This is a genomic window from Oceanobacillus sp. CAU 1775, from assembly GCF_054482815.1.
On record NZ_JBTLRO010000004.1, the window covers coordinates 215,979 to 241,271 of the forward strand.

The 25,293-nt window shown below is 35.4% G+C and carries 24 protein-coding genes and 2 tRNA genes; 24 read left to right on the top strand and 2 right to left on the bottom strand.

The annotated features are described in order from the left end of the window. Positions 1–3: 3 nt before the first annotated feature. From pheT to uvrC, 13 genes are all read left to right on the top strand, one after another. Complete coding sequence (gene pheT, locus ACXYMZ_RS09005) at positions 4–2,433, top strand: phenylalanine--tRNA ligase subunit beta (RefSeq protein WP_458948058.1); 2,430 nt, start codon at positions 4–6, stop codon at positions 2,431–2,433. A 213-nt stretch (positions 2,434–2,646) separates the two neighbouring features. Next, positions 2,647–2,910, top strand: a complete 264-nt coding sequence (zapA, locus tag ACXYMZ_RS09010; protein WP_458948059.1) for a cell division protein ZapA — start codon at positions 2,647–2,649, stop codon at positions 2,908–2,910. Positions 2,911–2,913: 3 nt separating this feature from the next. Then, positions 2,914–3,459 (top strand): CvpA family protein, encoded by a 546-nt coding sequence (locus tag ACXYMZ_RS09015; protein ID WP_458948060.1) that lies wholly within the window; start codon positions 2,914–2,916, stop codon positions 3,457–3,459. Between the two features lie 150 nt (positions 3,460–3,609). Continuing rightward, the gene (polX, locus tag ACXYMZ_RS09020) at positions 3,610–5,328 is read left to right on the top strand and encodes a DNA polymerase/3'-5' exonuclease PolX (protein ID WP_458948061.1); all 1,719 of its coding nucleotides are present in this window, start codon (positions 3,610–3,612) and stop codon (positions 5,326–5,328) included. A gap of 11 nt (positions 5,329–5,339) precedes the next feature. Further along, the gene (locus tag ACXYMZ_RS09025) at positions 5,340–7,679 is read left to right on the top strand and encodes an endonuclease MutS2 (protein ID WP_458948063.1); all 2,340 of its coding nucleotides are present in this window, start codon (positions 5,340–5,342) and stop codon (positions 7,677–7,679) included. A gap of 28 nt (positions 7,680–7,707) precedes the next feature. After that, entirely contained in the window at positions 7,708–8,118 is a 411-nt protein-coding gene (locus ACXYMZ_RS09030; protein ID WP_458948064.1) for a DUF350 domain-containing protein, read from the top strand. Between the two features lie 272 nt (positions 8,119–8,390). Next, positions 8,391–10,091 (top strand): long-chain-fatty-acid--CoA ligase, encoded by a 1,701-nt coding sequence (locus ACXYMZ_RS09035; protein WP_458948065.1) that lies wholly within the window; start codon positions 8,391–8,393, stop codon positions 10,089–10,091. Positions 10,092–10,192: 101 nt separating this feature from the next. Continuing rightward, positions 10,193–10,786, top strand: coding sequence for a TetR/AcrR family transcriptional regulator (locus ACXYMZ_RS09040; protein WP_458948066.1), 594 nt, complete (start codon positions 10,193–10,195; stop codon positions 10,784–10,786). A 95-nt stretch (positions 10,787–10,881) separates the two neighbouring features. After that, positions 10,882–11,655: an enoyl-CoA hydratase gene (locus ACXYMZ_RS09045; RefSeq protein WP_458948067.1), complete on the top strand. Its 774-nt coding sequence runs from the start codon at positions 10,882–10,884 to the stop codon at positions 11,653–11,655. A gap of 29 nt (positions 11,656–11,684) precedes the next feature. After that, positions 11,685–12,458 (top strand): electron transfer flavoprotein subunit beta/FixA family protein, encoded by a 774-nt coding sequence (locus ACXYMZ_RS09050; protein ID WP_458948068.1) that lies wholly within the window; start codon positions 11,685–11,687, stop codon positions 12,456–12,458. A gap of 25 nt (positions 12,459–12,483) precedes the next feature. Next, positions 12,484–13,455 carry an electron transfer flavoprotein subunit alpha/FixB family protein gene (locus ACXYMZ_RS09055; protein ID WP_458948069.1) on the top strand — a complete coding sequence of 324 codons (972 nt, stop codon included), beginning with the start codon at positions 12,484–12,486 and terminating at the stop codon, positions 13,453–13,455. A 149-nt stretch (positions 13,456–13,604) separates the two neighbouring features. Next, positions 13,605–13,919 (top strand): thioredoxin, encoded by a 315-nt coding sequence (gene trxA, locus ACXYMZ_RS09060; protein WP_458948070.1) that lies wholly within the window; start codon positions 13,605–13,607, stop codon positions 13,917–13,919. A gap of 83 nt (positions 13,920–14,002) precedes the next feature. Further along, on the top strand, positions 14,003–15,805 hold the full coding sequence (gene uvrC / locus ACXYMZ_RS09065) for an excinuclease ABC subunit UvrC (RefSeq protein ID WP_458948071.1): 1,803 nt from the start codon (positions 14,003–14,005) through the stop codon (positions 15,803–15,805). A gap of 43 nt (positions 15,806–15,848) precedes the next feature. Here the strand turns inward: uvrC and ACXYMZ_RS09070 are convergent, their stop codons facing one another. After that, on the bottom strand, positions 15,849–16,283 hold the full coding sequence (locus ACXYMZ_RS09070; protein ID WP_458948072.1) for a YslB family protein: 435 nt from the start codon (positions 16,281–16,283) through the stop codon (positions 15,849–15,851). Positions 16,284–16,670: 387 nt separating this feature from the next. Between ACXYMZ_RS09070 and ACXYMZ_RS09075 the strand changes: the two genes are divergently transcribed. The 4 genes from ACXYMZ_RS09075 to ACXYMZ_RS09090 all read left to right on the top strand — a co-directional run bounded on the left by ACXYMZ_RS09075 (position 16,671) and on the right by ACXYMZ_RS09090 (position 20,383). Further along, positions 16,671–17,291 (top strand): succinate dehydrogenase cytochrome b558 subunit, encoded by a 621-nt coding sequence (locus ACXYMZ_RS09075; protein ID WP_458948073.1) that lies wholly within the window; start codon positions 16,671–16,673, stop codon positions 17,289–17,291. Between the two features lie 31 nt (positions 17,292–17,322). Continuing rightward, entirely contained in the window at positions 17,323–19,074 is a 1,752-nt protein-coding gene (gene sdhA, locus ACXYMZ_RS09080) for a succinate dehydrogenase flavoprotein subunit (RefSeq protein WP_458948074.1), read from the top strand. Positions 19,075–19,094: 20 nt separating this feature from the next. Beyond that, entirely contained in the window at positions 19,095–19,859 is a 765-nt protein-coding gene (gene sdhB / locus ACXYMZ_RS09085; RefSeq protein ID WP_458948075.1) for a succinate dehydrogenase iron-sulfur subunit, read from the top strand. Positions 19,860–19,924: 65 nt separating this feature from the next. After that, positions 19,925–20,383, top strand: a complete 459-nt coding sequence (locus ACXYMZ_RS09090; RefSeq protein ID WP_458948076.1) for an acyl-CoA thioesterase — start codon at positions 19,925–19,927, stop codon at positions 20,381–20,383. A 46-nt stretch (positions 20,384–20,429) separates the two neighbouring features. On the opposite strand, the gene ACXYMZ_RS09095 is transcribed toward ACXYMZ_RS09090, so the two are convergent. Then, complete coding sequence (locus ACXYMZ_RS09095) at positions 20,430–20,654, bottom strand: helix-turn-helix domain-containing protein (protein ID WP_458948077.1); 225 nt, start codon at positions 20,652–20,654, stop codon at positions 20,430–20,432. Positions 20,655–20,953: 299 nt separating this feature from the next. Here ACXYMZ_RS09095 and ACXYMZ_RS09100 point away from each other — a divergent pair, with 299 nt between their 5' ends. The 7 genes from ACXYMZ_RS09100 (at position 20,954) to ACXYMZ_RS09130 (ending at position 25,195) form a co-directional block, all read left to right on the top strand. Continuing rightward, complete coding sequence (locus tag ACXYMZ_RS09100) at positions 20,954–21,406, top strand: MarR family winged helix-turn-helix transcriptional regulator (RefSeq protein WP_458948078.1); 453 nt, start codon at positions 20,954–20,956, stop codon at positions 21,404–21,406. A gap of 18 nt (positions 21,407–21,424) precedes the next feature. Then, positions 21,425–22,237 carry a glutamate racemase gene (gene racE / locus ACXYMZ_RS09105; protein ID WP_458948079.1) on the top strand — a complete coding sequence of 271 codons (813 nt, stop codon included), beginning with the start codon at positions 21,425–21,427 and terminating at the stop codon, positions 22,235–22,237. 108 nt (positions 22,238–22,345) lie between these two features. Further along, positions 22,346–23,410, top strand: a complete 1,065-nt coding sequence (locus tag ACXYMZ_RS09110; RefSeq protein WP_458948080.1) for a GerMN domain-containing protein — start codon at positions 22,346–22,348, stop codon at positions 23,408–23,410. Positions 23,411–23,532: 122 nt separating this feature from the next. Next, positions 23,533–24,327: a ribonuclease PH gene (gene rph / locus ACXYMZ_RS09115; protein WP_458948081.1), complete on the top strand. Its 795-nt coding sequence runs from the start codon at positions 23,533–23,535 to the stop codon at positions 24,325–24,327. Continuing rightward, complete coding sequence (locus tag ACXYMZ_RS09120) at positions 24,296–24,892, top strand: XTP/dITP diphosphatase (protein ID WP_458948082.1); 597 nt, start codon at positions 24,296–24,298, stop codon at positions 24,890–24,892. The genes rph and ACXYMZ_RS09120 overlap by 32 nt, the downstream gene beginning before the upstream one ends. Before the next feature lie 154 nt (positions 24,893–25,046). After that, a tRNA-Gly gene (locus ACXYMZ_RS09125) sits at positions 25,047–25,120 on the top strand. A 1-nt stretch (position 25,121) separates the two neighbouring features. Beyond that, positions 25,122–25,195, top strand: a tRNA-Arg gene (locus ACXYMZ_RS09130). Positions 25,196–25,293 lie beyond the last annotated feature (98 nt).

Here is a 25,293-nt window from a genome sequence, read left to right on the forward strand (position 1 = left end):
ACATTGTACGTATCATATAATTGGTTGAATAACTATGTTGATTTAGGTGAAATTTCTCCTGAGGATTTAGCCGAAAGAATTACAAAGTCAGGAATTGAAATAGAAGGTATCGAATATATTGGTGAATCCATCGACAATCTTGTCGTTGGACATGTACTAACATGTGAAAAGCATCCAGATGCAGATAAGTTAAGCATCTGCTCTGTCGATGTAGGAGCAGAAAACTTACAAATTATTTGTGGTGCGCCGAACATTGCTCAAGGTCAAAAAGTAATTGTGGCTAAACCTGGTGCTGTTTTACCAGGAAATTTCAAAATTAAGAAAGCGAAAATTCGTGGTGTTGAATCAAACGGTATGATTTGTTCTTTACAAGAGTTAGGAATTAAAGAAAAGTTTATCCCACAGGAATTTGTTGAAGGAATCTTTGTATTACCTGAATCAGTGGAAGCTGGAGAAGATGTAGCCCCTTTGATTAACTTAAATGATGCAATCTTAGAGCTTGATGTATTGGCAAATCGTGCAGATGCATTAAGTATGTTAGGTGTTGCATATGAGGTTGCAGCGATTCTTGATAAACCAATTAAGTTGCCTGGAGAGGAATTGACTAATCAAATAGATGAATCAATTCACGATTATATTTCGGTTAAGGTTGAAGCAGAAGATTTAAATCCATATTATGGAGCGTTTGTAGTAAAAGATGTTGTCATTAAATCCTCTCCATTATGGATGCAGAATTATTTATTGGCAGCTGGAATTCGTCCGATTAATAATGTAGTTGATATCACAAACTATGTGTTATTAGAATATGGACAACCCCTACATGCGTTTGATTATGAAAAATTTGATTCCAACAACATAGTTGTACGTCGAGCAAATGAGGGCGAGGAAATGGTGACCCTCGACAAGCAAACTCGCAAATTGACTGCTGAGAATCTCGTAATTACAAATGGTTCGGTACCAACTGCTTTAGCAGGTGTTATGGGTGGAGCAGATTCAGAAGTGACTAATGAAACGAGAACGATTTTATTAGAAGCAGCGTATTTTGATTCGTCATCCGTTAGAAGAACTGTTAAACAAACAGGACTTCGCAGTGAATCAAGTACAAGATTTGAAAAAGGTGTAGATCCAAATCGTGTTAAGAAAGCTGGTTTACGCGCTTGTCATCTTTTAGAGAAGTATGCAGATGGTAAAGTTGTACATGGGGTCAGCGAGCACGACACTTTAAATTATGATGAAAAAACAGTTGAAATTAATACGGATAAAGTAAATGATAGATTAGGTTCATCTATTTCCAAAGAAGAGATTGCTTCGATTCTAAAACGATTAAAGTTTAACTTCGAACAAAGTGAAAAGGACTTTAAAATTTCGGTTCCTACAAGAAGACAAGACATTACGATTTTCGAAGATATGTTAGAGGAAGTCGCAAGAATGTATGGCTATGATAATTTACCATTTACTTTGCCTAGTAGTGAAGGACAAGTAGGAAGATTAAGCGAAGCACAAAGGGTAAAACGGGAAGTAAAAGCTTACCTACAGGGCGTTGGTCTAATGGAGAATAGAACCTATTCTTTAACTGATGAAGCAAATAGTGAAAAACTTATTAGCCCAGAGATTTTAGAACAAAATCCAGTACCTGTTGAGTTATCCAAACCAATGAGTGAGGATCATAAGTATTTAAGATTAAGTATTCTTCCTGATTTAATTCGTTCACTTACGTACAATAGTGCACGTAATCAATCAAATATTGCTTATTATGAAGCTGGCTCCATTTTCGTTTCTGACGAAAAAGTTATTTCAAAGCAACCGCAAGAAATCTCACGTCTTTCAGGAGCAATGACTGGAAACTGGCTAGAAAATAAATGGCAAGCAGAAGTGAAGCCGGTAGATTTCTATGTTGTGAAAGGAATAGTGGAAGGTTTATTTGATTTATTGAAGCTAGACGTGACTTTCGAGCAAGCACAACTAAATGACATGCATCCAGGCCGTACTGCAGTAATTAAACGGAACAATGAGGTTATTGGTTTTCTTGGACAACTACATCCAAGACTTGCCAAAGAAGCGGACTTAAAAGAAGTGTATGTATTTGACATCCATTTTGATGCAGTAATAGATGCATACGAGAATATTCCAAGCTTTACTGGTATTCCTAGATACCCAGCAATTACACGCGATATTGCATTCATCTTAGATGAGGATATATCAGCAGGTGATGTAAAAACACTTATCTATGAAATTGGTGCTCCTTTAGTAAAACAAGTAGATATCTTTGATGTATATGAAGGAGAGCATCTAGAAGAAGGTAAGAAATCAATCGCTTATCATCTCGTTTACCAAGATCCAGAAAAAACATTAAAAGATGACGAAGTAGAAGCTTCCTATCAACAAGTAGTAAAAGCAGTTGCAGATAAATATAACGGCTATGTCCGATCATAATTTATTCATTATAAAAATGTTGTACGTTGCTATAAATCAACGTACAACATTTTTTACATTCTTTATTAATGATAAAGTTACCGGTATAAAACATCTCAAACGATAATTTAATATATATGTTTTATATAGAAATCTTAGAAGGCAAGAAAATGCTTCTTTTTATAAAAAACGTATGGTATCATGAATTGTAGCATTGTTGGGGGGAGAACCACCATGACTGAACAGAAGAAAAGTAAAATAAGTGTAGAAATTTATAATAAAACATATACGATTATTGGAAATGAGTCAGAAAGCCATGTTGATTTGGTTGCTAGTCTAGTCGATCAAAAAATGAATGAGATTCATCAACACAATCGTCATTTAGATTCAACAAAACTAGCTGTACTAACAGCAGTAAATACAATGAATGACTATCTAAAACTAAAAGAAGATTATGCAAAATTATTAGGTTCTATTAAAAGGAAAGAGGATCAATAAGAAATGCTTGATTTAATTATTATTATTTTATTACTATTTGGCTTGTTTATTGGTCTAAATAGAGGATTTATTTTGCAATTACTACATTTAATTGGTTTCATAACAGCATTTATCGTGGCAGCAATGTATTATGATGATTTAGCCGAAAAATTAAAATTATGGATTCCATATCGAGAAGTTTCAGATGATGGAAAATGGGCTGAATTTTTACAAGTACTACCATTAGAATTATCATTTTATAGTATTATATCTTTTGCTATTATTTTCTTTGCAGTAAAAATTCTATTACAAATTATCGCTTCTATGCTAGATTTTGTTGCATCTATCCCTTTAATAAGATCGGTTAATAAACTAGCGGGTGCTGCATTAGGGTTTGTGGAAGTCTATTTAATTGTTTTCATTATTTTATTTATTCTTGCCCTCGCGCCAGTCGAACCAATACTTGATGCAATCAACAATTCATCTCTTGCACTTTTCATGCTAGAGAACACACCATATTTTTCTGAAAAACTATTTGAGTTAATCACTACATATGTAATGAAGGAATAATAGTTGCTTCACATTCGTAACTAAAGACCAATTCGTCGTATTAGTAATACTTCTGCAGAGCGTGTAGAATAGTATCTAACAACGAAAATAGGTCTTTTTTTACGTTCAACATACGATAATTGAAATATATAAAGATTAGGTGATTTAAACATGAAGATTAATAAAAAGAATGTCATAAATTTATTAGAAACAATAGCAACATACCTAGAATTAAAAGGAGAAAATCCATTTAAAATCTCTGCTTATAGAAAAGCTGCCCAATCATTAGAGTTAGATCAACGCTCTCTAGATGAGATAGAAGATTTTACGAAAATCAAAGGCATCGGAAAAGGCACTGGAGCAGTAATCACCGAATACATAACAGAAGGAAAATCATCAGAATTAGAATTGCTTCAATCAGAAATTCCTGAAGGGTTGATTGCCTTATTAAGTGTTCCGGGCTTAGGTGGTAAAAAACTATCTCGCCTGTATAAAGAACTAAATATTATTGATGCTGACACATTAAAACACGCTTGTGAAAATGGCGAAGTAGAGAAACTATCAGGCTTCGGTAAAAAGACAGTAGAAAATATCCTTCTCGCTCTTGAAGAGTCAGGGAAGCGTCCTGAACGCTTATCCATAGCTATTATGCTTCCAATTGCAGAGAAAATAATAGCATACTTGGATACAATTAAAGCTGTCAAACAATACTCACAAGCAGGTAGTCTGCGACGAATGCAAGAAACAATTAAAGATTTAGATTATATCATCGCTTCAGATGAGCCAACGATAGTCAAAGAAGAGTTATTAAAATACCCGACAATAAAAGAGGTAATTGCTAAAGGTGATACGAAAGTCTCTGTTACAATAGAGGAAGTATTTGATATTAATGTAGATTTTCGCATCGTAAAACCTGAAGAGTTTGCAACGACACTTCATCATTTTACAGGATCAAAGGATCATAATGTAGCGATGCGCCAGCTCGCAAAATCCCGTGGTGAAAAAATTAATGAATATGGTGTTGAGGTAGAAGCTACAAATGAAGTCCTTCAGTTCTCAACTGAAAAGGAGTTCTTTGAGCATTTTGGACTAAACTTTATTCCACCAGAAATGCGCGAAGCTGTGGGAGAACTTGATTTATTTAAAGAAGAACAAAGGTTTATCGAGCTTGAAGATATACGCGGAGATATCCACATGCATACGACTTGGAGTGATGGTGCCCAATCATTAGAGGAAATGGTGAATAAAGCAAGAGCAAAAGGCTATGAATATATAGCAATCACTGATCACTCAAAGTATCTAAGGGTCGCCAATGGATTGAATGAAACTCGTCTTAGACAACAGCGCGAAGAAATTTTAAAGCTAAATGAAAAGTATCAAGACATCCATATTTTTGCAGGGGTAGAGATGGATATATTGCCAGATGCTACGTTAGACTTTTCAAATGAATTTCTAAAAGAAATGGACTATGTTATTGCAGCTATTCACTCTAGTTTTAATCAAAGTGAAGATAAAATCATGGAAAGACTATTTCATGCACTTGAAAATCCATATGTCTCACTTATCGCCCATCCGACCGGAAGATTACTTGGTCGCCGGGATGGTTATTCTGTTAACGTAGAGAAACTTATTGAAAAAGCGAAAGAAACAAATACAGCGCTTGAATTGAATGCAAACCCTAATCGTTTAGATTTAGCAGCCCACTGGTTGCGACTTGCACAAGAGGCTGGCGTTAAGCTTGCAATCAATACAGACGCTCATAATTACCAAATGTTAGATGACATGAATTATGGCGTAAGTATAGCAAAAAAAGGCTTTATTAGACCAGAAACAGTATTAAATACATGGACAAAAGAAAAACTAATTGATTTCTTTAATCGTAATAAATAGAGGTGTTTTTTATGAACGATCGCGTGAAGCGAGTATTAGAATTTAACAAAATTATCGAGCAGTTAATAAAGCATGCAGAAACCTCCTTAGGTAAGCAACTAGCACGTAAAATTACACCTAGTATTGACCTAGACGAAGTGAATCTTTTGCAAGAAGAAACGGATGAGGCTGTCCAGATATTAAGATTAAATAAAGCAATACCATTCGGGGGGATCCGTGATATTCGTGAAAGTATAAAACGTACGAGTATTGGCGGTACACTTTCTGCCTTAGAGTGTTTAGATATTGCAAACACTATTTATGGTGGCAGACAATTAAAGCATTTTATAGAAGGTTTGGAAGAAGGCTTTCCAATCTTAAAGAGTATGACGGAGGCTGTATTTTCACTCAGAGAACTCGAGCAAGAAATTAAAGCATGTATCGATGACAATGGAGATGTTTTGGATAACGCATCGTCAACCTTAAGAGGCTTACGTTCATCCATTCGAACATTTGAATCAAGAGTTCGTGAAAAGTTAGAAAGCTATACGAGAACACATAGTAATATGCTATCAGATTCAATTGTCACAATTAGAAATGATCGGTATGTGCTGCCAGTTAAACATGAGTATCGTTCGCAAGTTGGCGGAATCGTTCATGATCAATCATCTTCTGGACAAACGCTATTCATGGAGCCAAAGGCAGTTGTAGACTTAAATAATCAGTTACAAGAAGCACTCATAAAGGAAAAACAAGAAATCGAAAAGATTTTAGCAGCGTTATCGTCAGCAATTGCTACAAATGGTGAGACATTGCTTGTGAACTTAGAAATTTTGGCTAAAATTGATTTTATTTCAGCGAGAGCAAAACTAAGTAAAAAAATGAAAGCTGCAAAGCCGACAATGAATAACAAAGGGATTATTAAAATGCAGCAAGCAAGACATCCCCTAATCCCAGATGATGAAGTTGTTGCGAATGATGTTGAAATCGGTGAAAACTATACAACTATCGTAATTACCGGGCCAAATACCGGTGGTAAAACAGTAACTTTAAAAATGATTGGACTTTGTACTATAATGGCACAGTCAGGATTACAAATACCTGCACATGATGATTGTCAGTTGGCAGTTTTCAATGATGTTTTTGCAGATATTGGTGATGAACAATCAATCGAACAAAGCTTAAGTACATTTTCTTCCCATATGAAAAATATTGTTCAAATCATAGAAGAGGTAGATGAACATTCATTAGTTTTATTTGATGAATTAGGTTCAGGAACAGACCCAGGAGAAGGTGCAGCTCTTGCAATGGCAATTCTTGATGAAGTGATCTCGAGAGACGCTAGAGTAATTGCTACTACACACTATCCAGAGCTGAAGGCATATAGTTATAACCGTGAAAATGTGATTAACGCTTCAGTTGAATTTGACGTAGAGTCACTTCAACCAACATATCGATTATTAATTGGAGTGCCTGGTAGAAGTAATGCTTTTGAAATTTCGAAGCGCTTAGGTCTAAACAACGAAATCATTGAAAGAGCAAAAGGACTAGTTGGAATTGACTCAAAGAACGTTGAAAACATGATTGCTTCTTTAGAAAAGTCTCAGCTTGATTCAGAGAAGGAATACGAGCAAGCGCATCAATTTTTACTGGAAAGTGAAAAATTACGCACAGAGATTGAAAAAGAATGGCAAGCGTTAGAGGATAAAAAAGAATTAATCTATAGAAAAGCTGAAGAAAAAGCAGAAAAGGCTTTAAATAAAGCTAGAGAAGAAGCAGAAATAATTGTAGAAGAAGTTCGTAAAATGAAAACATCCGCAACATTGAAAGAGCATGAGTGGATTGAAGCCAAAAAAATGCTTGAAGATGCAAGGCCGAACCTAACAAAGTCGAAGAAGAAAAAAGTTTCAAGTAAGACAGACTCAAAAGAACTCCACCCAGGTGACGATATAAAATTACTAACAGTAAACCAGCAAGGGTCAGTTCTTGAAAAGTTAAGTGAGAATGAATACATGGTTCAAGTCGGTATTATGAAAGTAAAAGCAAAACGTCAAGATTTACAATATATAGGTAAGCAAAAGCAACAACCTGAAAAGACAGTAGCAACCATCAAAGGATCAAACTACCATGTTCGTCCAGAACTTGACCTTAGAGGTGAACGTTTTGAGGATGCAATTTTAAAGCTAGAGAAGTATATTGATGATGCCTTATTAGCAGGCTATTCAAAGGTATCAATCATACATGGTAAAGGAACTGGTGCATTACGAACTGGGGTGCAAGATTTTGTGAAATCTCACCCAGCTATCTCGGCTTCTAGAATGGGAGCGAGTGGAGAAGGCGGTAGTGGAGTATCTGTGTTAGAGTTGAAATAATTCTCATCAGAGGAGAAGGGATGTTCATATGGAAGGATTCTGGGAAAACATTATTGTCATTACTGCCGCAAGATTTAGTGTAGTAATTATTTGTACGCTTGTATTTTTAGCGATTTTTGAACTCGTAACATCCTATAAAAATTGGGAAGAAATTAAAAAAGGAAATCTTGCTGTAGCGATGGCAACTGGGGGGAAAATCTTTGGTATTGCTACTATTTTCCGTTACTCAATTGAGCATAATGATACATTACTTCAAACTGTAGGTTGGGGATTTTTCGGTTTTGTTTTATTATTATCTGGTTATTTCATCTTTGAATTTTTACTTCCAACTATAAAAGTAGACGAAGAAATTGGAAAGGGAAATAATGCAGTTGGCTTACTTTCCATGATATTCTCAATAGGTATGGCCTTTGTAATTGGTGCAAGCATTGTGAGTTAAAGGGGGAGACAGAAATGGTCTTCGAAAGATTAGCAAAGATACTTTTTGCAGTAGCTATTATTTTCTTGGCAGTTGGTGTCTTTTATATATTTAAGTAATATGAATAAATAGTGGAGAATTGAAATATAATTAAACAACTCACCTTCTGGGCTCAAATACTCATTATTTTAGCAGAAGTGAGTTGTTTTTTTAATATAATTATATAAAAAACTTTCTAAATATAGAAATTAATCACTAATGTTGGTATAGTATAATAAAAAGGAGGAGATTTCATGGAAGTAACTAAATTATGGCATGACCATTATCCTAAAGAAATACCTATCCACATTGATTATGAAGAAAAGCCACTCTCTAGTTTCCTAGAGGAGACTGCGTCAAAATTCCCAGAAAAGAAAGCGCTTCATTTTATGGGTAAAGAGCTAAGTTACGGTGAACTCTACACACAAGCGAAACAATTTGCTAATTATTTACAATCTTTAGGGCTTCAAAAAGGGGATAAAGTAGCTATTATGTTACCGAACAGTCCTCAAGCAGTAATAAGTTACTATGGAATTTTATTTGCAGGGGGAACAGTTGTTCAAACAAATCCATTGTATACAGAAAGAGAATTGGAGTATCAGGTAAAAGACTCGGATACATCAATTATTATTTGTTTAGATATACTTTTACCAAGAGTCACGAATGTTCAAGGAAAAACGAAGTTAAAGCATAAGATTGTAACAGGTATTAAAGATTACTTACCATTTCCAAAGAACTTAATTTATCCCTTTATTCAAAAAAAGGAATATAATATGGTTGTAAAAGTAGAACAAAGTGAAGATACACATGTATGGCAAAATATCATGAAAAATAGTAAACCAGAATTCAAAAAACCTGAAATTGATCCGAAAAATGATATTGCACTATTACAATATACTGGTGGAACAACTGGTCACCCGAAAGGCGTTATATTAACACATTATAATTTAGTAGCGAATCTTCAAATGTGTGAAGCGTGGTTATATAAAACAAAACCAGGAGAAGAAACCGTTCTTGCAGTCTTACCATTTTTCCATGTTTACGGTATGACGACAGTTATGAACTTTGCGGTGAAACAAGCATCGAAAATGATTCTCATGCCGAAGTTTAATGCTGAGGATGTCTTAAAAGTTATTGATAAACAAAAACCGACACTTTTCCCAGGCGCACCAACAATATATATCGGTTTGATCAATCATCCTGATATTAGTAAATATGATTTATCTTCTATACGCGCATGTATAAGTGGTTCAGCTGCTTTACCAAAAGAAGTTCAAGATAAATTTGAACAAATAACAGGTGGTAGACTCGTTGAAGGATATGGCTTAACAGAAACCTCCCCAGTAACACATGCAAATCCTGTTTGGGGTAATCGCATTAATGGTAGTATTGGATTACCTTGGCCAAATACCGATGCAAAAGTAGTAAGCTTGGAAACAGGTGAAGAAGTTCCGACAGGTGAGACTGGAGAGATTGTTGTCAAAGGACCTCAAGTTATGAGAGGCTATTGGAATAACCCAGAGGAAACAGATAATGTTTTGAAAGATGGTTGGTTCCATACAGGAGACATGGGCTATATGGATGAAAAAGGATATTTCTATGTTGTTGATCGTAAGAAAGATATGATTATCGCAGGTGGCTTTAATATTTATCCACGCGAAGTTGAAGAAGTGCTATATGAGCACGAAGCAATTCAAGAAGCAGTTATTGTAGGGGTTCCAGATCCATACCGTGGTGAGACAGTAAAAGCGTTTATTGTTTTAAAGGATGGTCATCAAGTAACAGAAGAAGAATTGAATGCGTTTACAAGAGAACGCCTTGCAGCATTTAAAATCCCAAGAAAATATGAATTCAGAGATGAACTACCAAAAACGATTGTAGGTAAAATCTTACGAAGGAAGTTACTAGAAGAAGAATTAAATAAACAAGAAGAAACCGCAAAACCAGTATCATGAAAAATGACTAAACGATTGACATAATATCTAGAAACTTATAAGATGGAAATATGAATGACTGTTCATTCATATTTCCATCTTATATTTTAAGGAGCAGAATCATGAAGAGTAGTAAACCAAAGTATCAACAAATTATTGATGCCGCTGTGAATGTTATTGCAGAAAATGGCTATCACGCATCACAAGTTTCAAAAATTGCTAAAGAAGCAGGCGTAGCAGACGGAACAATTTACCTTTATTTTAAAAATAAAGAAGATGTACTTGTATCATTATTTGAAGAAAAAATGGGCCAATTCATCGAGAAGATTGCTAATGCTACAAAAGAACAAAGAGATACCAATACAAAATTAAAAACACTTATTTACATGCACTTTAATCAACTCGAAGAAAATCCAAAGCTTGCAATAGTTACGCAGCTAGAATTAAGACAATCTAACTATTCTTTGAGACTGCAAATCAATAAAGTTTTAAAACCTTATCTAAATATAATTGATTCGATTATAGAGGAGGGAAAACAAAGCAAGCAATTTAGAGATGATATTAATACAGCTTTGGTAAGACAAATGATTTTTGGAACGCTTGATGAAGTAGTGACCAACTGGGTAATGAAGGATAGTAAGTACGAATTAACTGGTCTCACAGATCAAGTACACCAATTTATTACAGAAGGATTGCGTTATAGCGCAAAGAGTTAATTAATCTTGATTACTAACTTTTATAAAAAATATGAGTAAATATTTTCAAAAAGTTAGATAATCTATTAGAATATAAGATGATGAGGGGGGAAGAGATGAGTACATTAAATAAAGAAGTAAAAAATAATGTAGCTTACCTAACAATTCAGAGTCCACCAGCTAATGCTTTATCAAGTCAAATTATTAAAGACATCGATAAAGAGCTTACTGAAATAGAAGCAAATCCAGAAGTAAAGGCAGTTGTACTTCATGGAGAGGGACGATTTTTCTCAGCAGGTGCAGATATAAAGGAATTCACTTCCTTACAAGAGGCTTCAGACTATGAATCTCTTGCTCTGAATGGGCAGAAAGTGTTTCAGAGAATTGAAGATTTCAAGTTACCAGTAATTGCAGCCATTCATGGTGCAGCTTTGGGTGGTGGACTAGAATTAGCGATGTCTTGTCATATAAGAATCGTAGGGGAAAATGCTAAAATCGGTCTACCAGAGTTAAACTTAGGAATAATTCCGGGGTTTGCTGGAACGCAGCGTTTGCCACATTATGTAGGGGCAGCTAAAGCTACGGAAATGATTTTGTCAGGTGATCCAATCTCGGGTAATGAGGCAGCAAAAATCGGTTTAGCAAATAAAGCAGTAGCTGACGCTGAAGTTTTCAATGAAAGTAAAGCGCTTGCAGAAAAAATTGCTATGAAAAGTAAACTGACAATTGAGCACATTATGGAGTTAATAGGTTACAGCCGTCCAGATCGTTTAGTGAAAGGTGCGGAGGCTGAAGCAAGGGCATTTGGAAAAGTATTTGGATCTGAAGATGCTTCAGAAGGAATTCAAGCATTCTTAGAAAAAAGAAAACCTAATTTCAATGATAAATAATATTTACACAAGGACTAGGAGGAAAATAAATGGATATCTATGTACTACTTAAAAAGACATTCGATACTGAGGAAAAAATCAGTGTATCAGGTGGGGAAATTGACGATGATGGTGCAGAGTTCATCATCAATCCATATGATGAATATGCAGTAGAAGAAGCAATTCTCCAACGTGATGCTCATGGTGGAGAAGTAACGGTTGTAACAATTGGTGATGAAGATTCTGAAAAACAATTAAGAACTGCTCTAGCAATGGGTGCTGATAAAGCAGTTTTAATTAATACAGAGGATGACCTTGAAGAAGGTGACCAGTATACTACTGCGAAAATTCTTGAAGCGTTTTTCGAAGATAGAGATGTTGACTTAATTTTAGCTGGGAACGTTGCTATTGATGAGGCGAGTGGACAAGTTGGCCCAAGGGTAGCTGAAGCATTAGGGATTCCTTATGTTACTACGATTACAAGTCTAAAAATTGATGGTGAAACAGTGAACATTGAAAAAGACGTAGAAGGTGACGTTGAAATCATTGAAACAACTCTGCCTCTATTAGTAACTTGTCAACAAGGATTAAATGACCCACGTTACCCATCTTTACCTGGGATCATGAAAGCGAAGAAGAAACCTTTAGAAGAATTAGAACTTGATGATTTAGATTTAGATGAAGATGAACTTCAACCAAAAACGAAAACAATTGAAATCTTCTTACCTGAAGAAAAAGCTGCTGGAAGAGTTCTTGAAGGTGAAGTAGCTGATCAGGTGAAGGAATTAGTATCTTTATTAAAAAACGAAAAGAAAGTACTTTAATTGATACAGGAAGAGGGGTAGAGACATGAGTAAAATATTAGTAATAGCTGAAGGTAGAGAAGGAACTTTACGTAATGTTTCATTTGAAGCAATTGCGGCTGCAAAAACAATTAACAACGATGCCGAGATAGTTGGTGTTGTTTTAGGTAATAGTAACTTAGAAGAACAAGCACAAGAATTAATTTATTATGGTGCAGATCGAGTAGTAACTGTCCAACATGATAAGTTAGACGCTTATACATCAGAAGGATTTGGTCAAGCAGTATTAGCTGTAGCGAATGACGAGAACCCTGATGGAATAATAATGGGTCATACGTCAATTGGAAAAGATTTAACACCAAAGCTTGCAGCTAAATTAGATACAGGACTTGTGTCAGATGTAATCGGCATTGAACATAATGGCGATACAACTGAATTCATTCGTCCAATTTATTCAGGGAAAGCATTTGAAAGAAAAATGATTACAGCTGGACTTATCTTTGCTACAATCCGTCCGAATAACATAGCAATGTTAGAACGTGATGATTCTAGAACTGGTGAAATCACTTCTAAAGATGTTGAAGTTGCAGATATTCGTACCATTGTAAAAGAAGTGGTAAGAAAGACTTCTGAAGGTGTTGACTTATCTGAAGCAAACATTGTTATCGCAGGTGGACGAGGTGTGAAAAGTAAAGAAGGTTTTGACGAACTATATGCACTTGCAGATGTATTAGGTGCTGCAGTTGGAGCTTCACGTGGAGCTTGTGACGCTGATTACTGTGATTATTCTTTACAAATCGGACAAACAGGTAAAGTAGTTACTCCGGATCTATATATTGCAGTTGGTATTTCGGGTGCAATCCAACACTTGGCAGGTATGTCTAACTCTAAAGTAATCGTTGCAATCAACAAAGATCCTGAAGCAAATATCTTCAACATTGCAGATTATGGAATTGTCGGAGACCTATTCGAGATACTCCCAGCATTGATCGAAGAAATTAAAGCTGTAAAAGCATAATTTACTTAGAGACCAACTCCTTTAATGTAAAGGTTGGTCTCTTTTTATAAAGAGCCGTTATTTTCAAAAGCATAATATTAGGCAGTGAATAACAACGGTGATATACTTCTTATTAAGCAAGATGATATTTATTAAAGGAGGAAATAAGAATGGCAATTTCACACGTAACTGATCAAAACTTTGCTGAATCTACTTCTGACGGACTCGTTCTCGTTGACTTCTGGGCTCCATGGTGTGGACCTTGTAAAATGATTGCACCGGTTTTAGAAGAGATTGATGGCGAAATGGCAGATAAAGTAAAAATCGTCAAATTAGACGTTGATGACAACCAAGAAACAGCAAGTAAATATGGAGTAATGAGTATTCCAACATTACTTTTAATGAAAGACGGAAATGTTGTAGACCAAGCAATTGGTTTCCAACCAAAAGAAGCTTTAACAAATTTAATTAACAAACACGCTTAATTTGTGTACAATTAAATAACGAAACTAAAAATCCCTTGTTGACTTTAACAAGGGATTTTTCTGAAATATAAGGATTGATTACAATGAACGATAATATAAAATCAAAATTAGAAATACTACCACCAAATCCAGGATGCTATCTGATGAAAGACAAACATGGCACGATTATTTATGTTGGGAAGTCAAAGAAATTAAGAAATCGTGTTCGTTCTTACTTCACTGGTGCAAACGATCGTAAAACGCAAAGATTGGTACAAGAAATTGTAGACTTTGAGTACTTTGTCACTTCATCAGAATTAGAAGCTTTGATTCTGGAAATGAACTTAATTAAAAAGTATGACCCAAAATATAATGTCATGCTGAAGGATGATAAGTCTTATCCATATTTGAAAATAACTTCCGAAAGACACCCTCGTCTCCTCATTACACGAAAAGTGAAAAAGGATAAAGGAAAATACTTTGGCCCTTATCCAAACGTAATAGCAGCGAGAGAAACAAAGAAATTACTAGATCGATTATATCCATTAAAAAAATGTAATAACCCACCTGGCAGGCCATGTCTCTATTATCATTTAAATCAATGCTTAGCATGTAGTGAACAGCCACCTTCAAAAGAAGATTATGCAAAAATCGTTCAAGAAATAGCTGCTTTTCTTGAAGGCGGTTTTAAGGATATTAAAGACAATATAACGAAGAAAATGTACGAGGCTAGTGAGTCCCTCAATTTCGAAAGAGCAAAAGAACTGCGTGATCAGATTCAGCATATTGAAATTGTGATGGAAAGACAAAAAATGACTTCTAGTGATCAGACAGATCGTGACATATTTGGTTATAGCTATGATAAAGGCTGGATGTGTGTCCAAGTGTTTTTTGTAAGACAAGGAAAATTAATTGAAAGAAATGTAACAATCTTTCCTTTTTACGACGACGCAAAAGAGGCGTTTAATAGTTATATCGGTCGTTTTTATCTCCATCAAAATCATTTAAAGCCAAAAGAAATTCTACTCCCTATTGGCTCTGATAATGAACTGATAGCTGAGCTCTTAGAGGCGAATGTCCATACACCATATCGTGGCGGGAAAAAAGAACTTGTTGAATTAGCTACAAAAAATGCAAAAATAGCTTTGAATGAAAAGTTCTTATTAATTGAACGAGATGAGAAAAGAACAGTTCTTGCAAATGAACATTTAGGTGAAATTTTAAATATCGCTACCCCTCACCGGATTGAAGCTTTTGATAACTCTAATATTCAAGGAACAAATCCTGTATCAGCAATGGTTGTATTTGTTGACGGTAGAGCGAGTAAAAAAGATTATCGTAAATATAAAATTAGGACAGTCGAAGGTCCAGATGATTATGAAACAATGCGAGAAGTAATTCGTCGAAGGTATACACGTGTTTTAAAAGAAAATTTACCATTACCAGATTTAATTATAGTTGATGGTGGAAAAGGTCAAATCAGCTCCGCTTTAGACATTTTAGAAAATGAACTAGGGCTTGATATACCTGTAGCAGGCCTGGTGAAAGATGAGAAGCACCAAACAAGTGAATTACTCTATGGTTCACCACCAGAAGTAATTCAGCTGGAAAGACAATCACCAGAGTTTTATCTCGTGCAAAGAATTCAAGATGAGGTCCACCGCTTTGCAATTACATTTCATCGAGATTTACGAGGAAAAGGTTTGTTCCAATCTGCATTAGATGGGATACCAGGGGTTGGAGAAAAAAGAAAAAAGTTGCTACTTATGCATTTTAAATCGATTTCTCTAATTAAAGATGCAACAATAGAAGAAATTACCAAGCTAGGTATACCTAGTAATACAGCTCAACAAATAATAGATCATTTAAATAAACCAGAAGAAATAGAAATAAATAATGAAAAATAAAAATGCTACAAAGAGGTGCTTACCTTCTTTGTAGCATTTTTATTTATTTTACAGAGATAACTGAAAACTGAACCTGATGAATACGTTTGTTAATTTCTTCTATACACTCACAGTCTATTCCATCAATCGTTTTAATTGCTTCAGCGAGAAATCCTGCTTCCAGACGAAAATCCGCTTCAAAAGAAGCTTTTAAACGGAGAACTACTGAATCTGCTAACAGATGAAAAATCCTTTTATGCTTCTTTTCTTTAACGAGTTCTAGTTTTCCAATACCGAGCTTTTCGAATATGTAACAGACGTCTTCAATCGATTGCATTTCAAATTTTCTTGCTAGATTTCTTCCCATATAATAAAGCAATGTAGGTGCTTCTTCACCTAAAAGTTCTGGCAGAGCTACGTATCTTAATATGTCAAATCCTGCACCAGCAGTATATAATTCATCCAACTGAATCGTGGATAATTTATTTTCTAAATCCATGAAACTCTTCCTTTCCAAAACAACAGTACTTTCTGTTAAAATATAAGAAATACTATGTATGTATAATAATAGATTCAAGCTAATGTTTCTACTTAGCTAAAATGAAGCAACTCTTTAATGTCCTATCATTATATAGGATAGGACATTTGTAAAAAGCTATTCTAATTATCTATCGTAAAATGATAATTATCAAGTTTATCTAGTACTTTTACGAAAATTTGCTAATTTGGTAGATAATTTAGTCGTTGTCTTGACGGTTTATGAAGTTAGAAGTACAATAAATATGTTACAGATTTGTTTCATTTTAGAAGATTTTGCTGAATAATATGTAAGCATTACCACCTAAAATGATCTATATTAAATGACAATTATATAAGGGGGGGTAACATGGCAGGGCAACGTGAATTTTATTGGAGAAGATTGCATTCTTTACTTGGTGTAGTCCCGATCGGAATTTTCCTAGTACAGCATTTAGTAATTAACCATTTCGCCGTGTATGGAGAAGAAAGCTTTAACAGAGCAGCAGGATTTATGGGAAGTCTTCCTTTTGTAATACTTTTGGAGATTTTCATTATTTATCTGCCAATTTTGTATCATGCAATTTTAGGGGTATACATAGCATTTACTGCGAAAAATAATGTGTCAAGATATGGATTTTTCCGTAACTGGATGTTCAAGCTACAAAGATGGACTGGAATTATAACTCTAGTATTTATTGCATGGCACGTTTGGGAAACACGTGTTCAAATTGGTTTAGGAAATGCTGAAGCTAACTATAGCTTAATGGAAGGAATTCTTTCCAATCCATTTATGTTCTGGTTCTACATCATTGGTGTAATTGCAGCAGTATTCCATTTTGCTAATGGATTATGGAGTTTCTTTGTAACATGGGGTATTACTCAAACACCAAGATCTCAAGTAATCTTAACCTATGTAGTAATTGGAGTATTCTTTGCAGTTAGTTACTTAGGTGTAAGAACATTAATTCAATTTGCGTTTGGTGTTTAATAGCTAGAAATAAAAGGAGTGAGTTTAATAAATGAGTAATCGTAAAGTTGCTGTTGTTGGTGGCGGTCTTGCAGGTTTAATGGCAGTCATAAAAGCAGCAGAAGCGGGCGTAAAAGTAGATTTATTTTCAATTGTTCCTGTAAAACGTTCTCACTCTGTATGTGCTCAAGGTGGAATAAATGGAGCAGTTAACACGAAAGGTGAGGGTGACTCACCAGCGCTTCATTTTGACGACACAGTATACGGTGGAGACTTTTTAGCAAACCAGCCTCAAGTTCAAGCAATGTGTGATGCGGCTCCTGGAATTATACATATGTTTGACCGTATGGGTGTTATGTTTAACCGTACACCAGAAGGTCTTCTGGATTTCCGTCGCTTTGGTGGAACTCAGATGCACCGTACAGCATATGCAGGTGCTACTACAGGTCAGCAATTACTATATGCATTAGATGAACAAGTTCGACGTTTTGAAGTTGAAGGACTTGTTACAAAATATGAGGGATGGGAATTCCTTCAAGCAGTTATTGACGAAGAGGAAATCGCAAGAGGAATTATTGCTCAAGATATTAAAACGCATGAAATTCGCTATTTCCGTTCTGACGCGACAATATTTGCAACTGGTGGACCTGGAATTATCTTTGGTAAGTCAACGAACTCAATGATCAATACAGGATCTGCTGCAAGTATTCTTTATCAACAAGGTGTTAAATATGCGAATGGTGAATTTATCCAAATTCATCCTACCGCGATTCCAGGAGATGACAAGCTTCGCCTGATGAGTGAATCCGCTCGTGGGGAAGGTGGAAGAATCTGGACATATAAAGATGGTGAGCCTTGGTACTTCCTAGAGGAGAAATATCCTGCTTATGGAAACTTAGTACCTCGTGACATTGCAACAAGAGAAATCTTTGATGTCTGTGTTAACCAAAAGTTAGGTATTAATGGGGAAAATATGGTTTACCTTGATCTTTCTCACAAAGATTCAAAGGAATTAGATATTAAACTTGGTGGAATCATTGAGATTTACGAGAAGTTCGTTGGTGAAGACCCTCGTAAAGTACCAATGAAGATCTTCCCAGCTGTTCACTACTCAATGGGTGGTCTATGGGTTGATATTAACCAAATGACGAATATTCCTGGTATCTTTGCTGCTGGAGAAGTTGATTTCTCTCAGCACGGAGCAAACCGTTTAGGAGCGAATTCGTTACTATCTGCAATTTATGGTGGGTCTGTTGCTGGTCCAAAAGCAATTGAATATATTGATGGACTAGATAAACATGCGGAAGATATTAGCGACGAATTATTCGAAGCGAAAGTACGCGAAGAGCAAGAAGCATTCGATGCTATGCTGAATATGAAGGGCGAAGAAAATGCTTATGTTATTCATAAAGAGCTAGGCGAATGGATGACTGATAACGTTACAGTAGTTCGTGAAAATGAAAAACTACTAAAAACGGATGAAAAGATTCTAGAATTACTAGAACGTTGGAATAATATAAACATTAACGACACATCACGTTGGAGTAACCAAGGGGTTATGTTTACACGTCAGTTGAAAAATATGTTACATCTGGCACGCGTAATCACAATTGGTGCTTACAATCGAAACGAGAGTCGTGGTGCTCATTATAAACCTGAGTTCCCAGAGCGTAATGATGAAGAGTTTATGAAAACAACTATCGCTGAGTTCGATCAAGAGACACAATCACCAGTATTTAGCTATGAAGAGATTGATGTTTCATTGATCCCACCGCGTAAACGTGATTACACAACGGTATCATAATAAGGGGGAGAACAGTAAAAATGGCTGAACAAAGTACAGTTACATTTATTATAACTCGTCAGGACAGTCCCGAGTCTGAGCCCTATGACGAAACGTTTCATATACCTTATAGAAAGAATATGAACGTTATATCTGGTTTAATGGAGATTCAAAGAAATCCAGTAAACGCAGAGGGGAAAGAAACAGCACCAGTAATGTGGGAAATGAGTTGTTTGGAAGAGGTTTGTGGAGCATGTTCTATGGTAATTAATGGAACAGCAAGACAATCATGTGCGGCATTGGTTGATCAATTAGAGCAGCCAATTCGTTTAGCACCAATGACTACATTCCCAGTTGTTCGTGACTTAATTGTAGACCGTGAGCGTATGTTTGATGCATTGAAACAAGTAAGAGCTTGGATTCCAATCGATGGTACACATGATCTTGGACCAGGACCGAGAATGCCAGAAAACAAACGTCAGTGGGCTTATGAATTATCTAAATGTATGACTTGTGGTGTATGTTTAGAAGCTTGTCCGAACGTTAATGATAAATCAGATTTCATTGGTCCAGCAGCACTTTCACAAGCACGTTTATTTAATGCACATCCAACAGGTGCAATGAATGCAAGTGAACGCTTAGAAGGATTAATGGATGACGGTGGAATTAGTGGCTGTGGTAACTCACAGAACTGTGTGCAAGTTTGTCCGAAGGGAATACCTTTAACAACTTCGATCGCAGCAATGAACAGAGCTACTAACATCCATGCATTCAAGAGCTTCTTTGGTGCAGATTCGTCACTATAATATATAAAATTAAATGGTCCTTCCATCTTGTGGAAAGGGCCATTTTTTGCTAAGGAGATATTGACATGAGTTCTATCAATTATATAGATAATTTTGATACATGGCGTTCTGAATTTGAATTCTCAACATCTATCAAAGTTCGTTTTTCAGAAACAGATTTATACGGGCACGTTAATAACACATCTGTCTTTGTATATTTTGAAGAAGCTCGTATTGAGTATTTACAAGCAATCGGCCTCTATGATGATATTGATGTAAAAAAACATGGAATGGTAGTTGCTGACCTGCAATGTAATTATTTAAAGCAAATGTTTTTTAATGAAACAATTGATTTCTATGTAAAAGTAAATGAAATCGGCAATAGTTCTGCTGACATTCATTATATGGCTGTCAATGAAGCAGGAGAAGTTACACTAACTGGGCGCGGCCGAGTTGTATTTATTGACTTAGAAAAAGGAAAACCTGAAAGAATTCCAGAGTCTATTAAAGAAAAAATGATTGGAAAAGTTGAATCTGGAAAATAAATAAACTAAAATAAACCGACTCTCATCAAGGAAAGTCGGTTTATTTTTAAAGCTTCAGTTCTCCCATTCTGAGAAGCTCAACCACAGCTTGCGAGCGCCCCTTTACACCCAATTTTTGCATCGCGTTCGAAATATGATTTCTCACGGTTTTTTCCGATATGAATAATTTTTGGGCGATTTCTTTCGTTGTCATATCCTGTACTAGCAGCTCAAATACCTCTTTTTCGCGCTTCGTTAGTAGTTGCTTTGGTTGATAGTCATTATCCTTCAAATGATAACCCCTCCTTGCTCTGTAGAGCTGCTTTTTGAAGGGAATTATTTAGTCATTATAGCTTATGAAGATAAATGAAATAAGTGCTGGAAAAGTAGCCTATCCTCTAAAAAATAAATAGCTCATATTGGTTCCTTACAAACGAACACTATATTAATATAAACAGATTTTTCTACATTTCCCTGCAAATTATGAGGATAAGTGTATTTTATTACTATCTATATCTAAATAATTTGTTATACTTATCACAAGATGACCTTAGTTTAGATTGTATTCGTGAAATTGCAGGGGGTTCAAGAATGGAAAATAAAGTTACGACAGATACAATTAAAAAAATCGAAAAAAAGATTCGCTATGTATCAGGAATGATAAAACAAAATGGAAGAAAAATTTTAAATAACTATCCTATAACTTCTCCACAGTTTGTTGCTTTGCAATGGCTATTAGAAGAAGGGGATTTAACAATTGGAGAACTCTCCAATAAAATTAGCTTGGCGTTTAGTACCACAACCGACCTTGTCGATCGAATGGAAAAAAATGACCTCGTTCAGCGAGTAAGAGATCAGAAAGACAGAAGGGTCGTTCGTATTCATTTGTTGGAAAAAGGCAAGGTAATTATCCATGAAGTAATTGAAGAAAGACAAAATTACTTAGATGAAGTTTTATCCAGTTTTAGTGAGGAAGAAAAAGTCGCATTACATGATATTCTTGAACTTTTATATGATCAAATGAAACATGTAAATGAAAAATAATTAGAAGGCGGAACAGATTTGGACAGACCTATAGGAGTAATAGATTCTGGTGTTGGAGGCCTAACAGTGGCTTATGAGCTCATGCGCCAATTACCAAAGGAAGAATTAATTTATCTCGGGGATACAAAACGTTGTCCCTATGGACCGCGGACGGAAGAAGAAGTTAGAACATTTACCTGGGAAATGGTGAACTTTCTTCTTGAAAAAAATATTAAATTATTAGTAATTGCTTGTAATACAGCGACAGCTTTTACCATAGACGAATTAAAAGAAAACTTAAACATTCCGGTTATTGGTGTGATCAATCCTGGAAGTCGTGCAGCTATCAAAGTGACAAGTAATGAACATATAGGTGTTATTGGTACAGAAGGAACGATTAAGAGTGGAGCATATCCAGAGGCTCTTAAAAATATAAATTCTAGATTACATGTTGAACTTTTAGCTTGCCCTTTATTCGTTCCGCTTGTGGAGCAAGGTAACTTCTCTAGTGAACAAACTAGACAGATTGTTGAGGAAACACTGAAGCCTTTAAAAAGAACGAATATAGACACTTTAATTCTTGGATGTACCCATTATCCTTTATTAAAGGAAGTCATTCAAGAAGTGGTTGGAGACGAGGTGAATGTAATTTCTTCAAGTGAAGAAACCGCTAGAGAAACGAGTACGGTACTAGAAATTAAAAAATTATTAAATACAAAAGAACTTCCTTTACACCATACATTTTATACAACTGGAGGAGTAGATGTATTTAAACAAATAGCCGAAAAGATATTTAAATTTGGTATGCTTGATAACGTTTCTATTGCTACAGCAAATATTGAAAAAGATTAATTATTTCTTCTAAGACGAGGAAGTGATTAATCTTTTTCTTTTGTGCTGTTCTTTTTTAGAAAAGAGCTCGTATATATAGTAGTACATACCATCGTAGGAGGTTATAGCATGAAAGTAAAAAAGGTAGTTTTAGCTGGTACATGTTGTTCTCTGTTATTTTTAGCAGCGTGTTTCCAAGGAGAGCAATCCTCATTAGAAATCGACCCACCTGAGAATGCAGAAGCTGTAAACGAGGACAAAGAAACTGGACATGAAGTTACTCAGGAGGATAGTGGTTCAATTGAAGGGTTAGAAACCGTTGCAAGACAATTATATCTAATTGACGCAAATGGTATGGTAGCCTCTCAAACTTTGGATCTTCCGTTGTTAGAGTCACAAGAGGTAGCTACGCAAGTATTGGAGTATTTAATAGTTGATGGACCGATTACGGAGGTATTACCAAACGGATTCCGTGCTGTACTTCCTGCTGGAACAGAAATCTTAGGATTAAATCTCCAAGAGGATGGCACGATGATCGTTGATTTTTCGGAAGAGTTTAAAGAATATCAAGCAGCAGATGAAGTGAAAATTGTTGAAGCAATTACGCACACATTAACGCAATTTGACAGTGTTGAACAAGTTCAATTATGGATTAATGGGCACCCATTACATGAGATGCCAGTCAATGGTACAGCTATAGGAAAAAGCTATTCCAGAGCAAATGGAATCAACATTGTAAATCCAGATGGGACAGATATGATGCATAGTGAGGCTGTCACAATGTATTATCCTGCAGCATACGAAGGAAATCGTTATTATATTCCAGTCACACAATATGTAGAGACGAAGGATAATAATCGCTACCAATCTATTATATCGTCTTTAATCAATGGTCCAGGCTATGACTCGAATGTCGTCCATGTGTTTAATAGTGGGACTTCGTTGATGAACGAACCAGTACTAAGGGATGGAGTCCTCGAATTAATTTTCAATGATGCGATTTTAACTGACAATGAAAATGCAGTTATAGCTGATGAAGTGGTTGAGACAATTGTTCGAACACTTAGCATGCATGATCAGATTGAAGCTGTTGATATTAAAGTAGATAATAAAGAACAACTGAAAAATGAAAATGGCGAAGCATATAGCCAACCAGTTAGTACAGAAATATTTGATCGCTCAGAAGCTTTATGATTTTATTATTTAATGCGTTCCTCCCATTACCAGCAGGATAAATATCTGCTGGTTTTGTTTTTGGATTTTTTATTTATGAAGAAATATGATAAGCTAAAATGCGAACTGAAGGAGGATATATCATGAGAAGTAATAATCGTACGGTAAATGAATTGCGACCAATTAAAATAACAAAAGATTATATCAGCCACCCTGAAGGGTCTGTACTTATTGAAGTAGGAAATACAAAAGTAATTTGTAACGCGAGTGTCGAAGATAGAGTCCCACCATTTATGCGTGGACAAGGAAAAGGCTGGATTACCGCTGAATATTCTATGTTGCCACGTGCAACTGCACAGCGAACTATTCGTGAGTCATCTAAAGGGAAAGTCACAGGAAGAACAATGGAAATTCAACGCCTAATCGGTAGAGCTTTACGTTCTGTAGTAGATCTAGAAAAGATTGGTGAAAGAACAATCTGGATTGATTGTGATGTCATTCAAGCAGATGGTGGAACAAGAACCGCTTCAATTACAGGAGCATTTGTAGCGATGGCGTTAGCAATAGGAACATTAGTTGAGAAAAAAGTAATTGAAGAAATGCCGGTAAAATCTTACTTAGCTGCAACTTCAGTAGGAGTCTTGCCTAGTGGGGTAGAAATTCTTGATTTAGATTATGAGGAAGACCATCAAGCACATGTGGATATGAACATTGTTATGACTGGAACTGGTGAATTTGTCGAAATTCAGGGTACAGGTGAAGAAGCTACTTTTTCAAATAAACAATTGATGATGATGCTTTCTTTAGCTGAAAAAGGAGTAAAAGAAATCTTTGAAATCCAGAAGGAAGCTCTAGGCAACATAGCAGAACTTATCCATTTTGATAGTGAAGATGAGGTGTCAAAAGATGAGACAAATCGTAATAGCAACGAAGAATAAAGGGAAAATTAAAGAATTTGAAGATTTCTTTAAAAAATATGGAATAGAAGTACTTTCCTTATATGATTTAGAAAATAATATTCCTGATATTGAAGAAACAGGCTCTACCTTTGAAGAAAATGCGGCTTTAAAAGCTGAACAAATTGCTCATATCTTAAATAAAGCAGTTCTAGCAGATGACTCTGGTTTAATGGTAGATGCGCTAAATGGTGAACCTGGAATTTATTCCGCACGATATGCAGGAGCAGATAAAAGTGATAGTGAAAATAATAATAAACTTCTAAAAAACTTAGAAAACGTTCCTGAAGAAAAACGTACTGCAAAATTTGTTTGTACCCTAGCAATTGCGAGACCAGGGGAAGAAACAATTTTCAAAACGGGTTATTGTCATGGGCAAATAGGATATTCTCCAAAGGGCGAGCATGGTTTTGGCTATGATCCATTATTTATTCCAAACGGGTATAACAAAACTATGGCAGAATTATCTCCAGAAGAAAAAAATAAAATCAGTCACCGTAGTGAAGCAATCAAGCAATTAGACGACTGGCTGAAAGTATTATTTTAAAAGTTTTTGAATAAAAATTATAGGCATTAAAAATAAATGTTGACAAAAAAATTATTAATGCCTATAATAAATCTTGTCGACTTTAATTGATAGTCAATTTTCACCAATTTATTTAATTACTTTAATAGAGTAATATTAAATAAGTAAAAAATATGCGGGTGTAGTTTAGTGGTAAAACCTCAGCCTTCCAAGCTGATGATGAGGGTTCGATTCCCTTCACCCGCTCCATGGCCCGGTAGCTCAGCTGGATAGAGCAACAGACTTCTAATCTGTAGGTCGCAGGTTCGAATCCTGCTCGGGTCGTTAAAGAAAAGAGAAACCTAATTAGGTTTCTCTTTTCTTTTATGTTTAAATTGTCTATATTGAGGGTAATGGCTTTGAATAGTATATATAAATTTAAT

Bases quoted from the DNA above. Each gene is read 5' to 3' on its own strand.
- zapA (WP_458948059.1), top strand. From the start codon at position 2,647: ATGACTGAACAGAAGAAAAGTAAAATAAGTGTAGAAATTTATAATAAA.
- ACXYMZ_RS09015 (WP_458948060.1), top strand. From the start codon at position 2,914: ATGCTTGATTTAATTATTATTATTTTATTACTATTTGGCTTGTTTATT.
- polX (WP_458948061.1), top strand. From the start codon at position 3,610: ATGAAGATTAATAAAAAGAATGTCATAAATTTATTAGAAACAATAGCA.
- ACXYMZ_RS09025 (WP_458948063.1), top strand. From the start codon at position 5,340: ATGAACGATCGCGTGAAGCGAGTATTAGAATTTAACAAAATTATCGAG.
- ACXYMZ_RS09030 (WP_458948064.1), top strand. From the start codon at position 7,708: ATGGAAGGATTCTGGGAAAACATTATTGTCATTACTGCCGCAAGATTT.
- ACXYMZ_RS09035 (WP_458948065.1), top strand. From the start codon at position 8,391: ATGGAAGTAACTAAATTATGGCATGACCATTATCCTAAAGAAATACCT.
- ACXYMZ_RS09040 (WP_458948066.1), top strand. From the start codon at position 10,193: ATGAAGAGTAGTAAACCAAAGTATCAACAAATTATTGATGCCGCTGTG.
- ACXYMZ_RS09045 (WP_458948067.1), top strand. From the start codon at position 10,882: ATGAGTACATTAAATAAAGAAGTAAAAAATAATGTAGCTTACCTAACA.
- ACXYMZ_RS09050 (WP_458948068.1), top strand. From the start codon at position 11,685: ATGGATATCTATGTACTACTTAAAAAGACATTCGATACTGAGGAAAAA.
- ACXYMZ_RS09055 (WP_458948069.1), top strand. From the start codon at position 12,484: ATGAGTAAAATATTAGTAATAGCTGAAGGTAGAGAAGGAACTTTACGT.
- trxA (WP_458948070.1), top strand. From the start codon at position 13,605: ATGGCAATTTCACACGTAACTGATCAAAACTTTGCTGAATCTACTTCT.
- uvrC (WP_458948071.1), top strand. From the start codon at position 14,003: ATGAACGATAATATAAAATCAAAATTAGAAATACTACCACCAAATCCA.
- ACXYMZ_RS09070 (WP_458948072.1), bottom strand. From the start codon at position 16,283: ATGGATTTAGAAAATAAATTATCCACGATTCAGTTGGATGAATTATAT.
- ACXYMZ_RS09075 (WP_458948073.1), top strand. From the start codon at position 16,671: ATGGCAGGGCAACGTGAATTTTATTGGAGAAGATTGCATTCTTTACTT.
- sdhA (WP_458948074.1), top strand. From the start codon at position 17,323: ATGAGTAATCGTAAAGTTGCTGTTGTTGGTGGCGGTCTTGCAGGTTTA.
- sdhB (WP_458948075.1), top strand. From the start codon at position 19,095: ATGGCTGAACAAAGTACAGTTACATTTATTATAACTCGTCAGGACAGT.
- ACXYMZ_RS09090 (WP_458948076.1), top strand. From the start codon at position 19,925: ATGAGTTCTATCAATTATATAGATAATTTTGATACATGGCGTTCTGAA.
- ACXYMZ_RS09100 (WP_458948078.1), top strand. From the start codon at position 20,954: ATGGAAAATAAAGTTACGACAGATACAATTAAAAAAATCGAAAAAAAG.
- ACXYMZ_RS09110 (WP_458948080.1), top strand. From the start codon at position 22,346: ATGAAAGTAAAAAAGGTAGTTTTAGCTGGTACATGTTGTTCTCTGTTA.
- rph (WP_458948081.1), top strand. From the start codon at position 23,533: ATGAGAAGTAATAATCGTACGGTAAATGAATTGCGACCAATTAAAATA.
- ACXYMZ_RS09120 (WP_458948082.1), top strand. From the start codon at position 24,296: ATGAGACAAATCGTAATAGCAACGAAGAATAAAGGGAAAATTAAAGAA.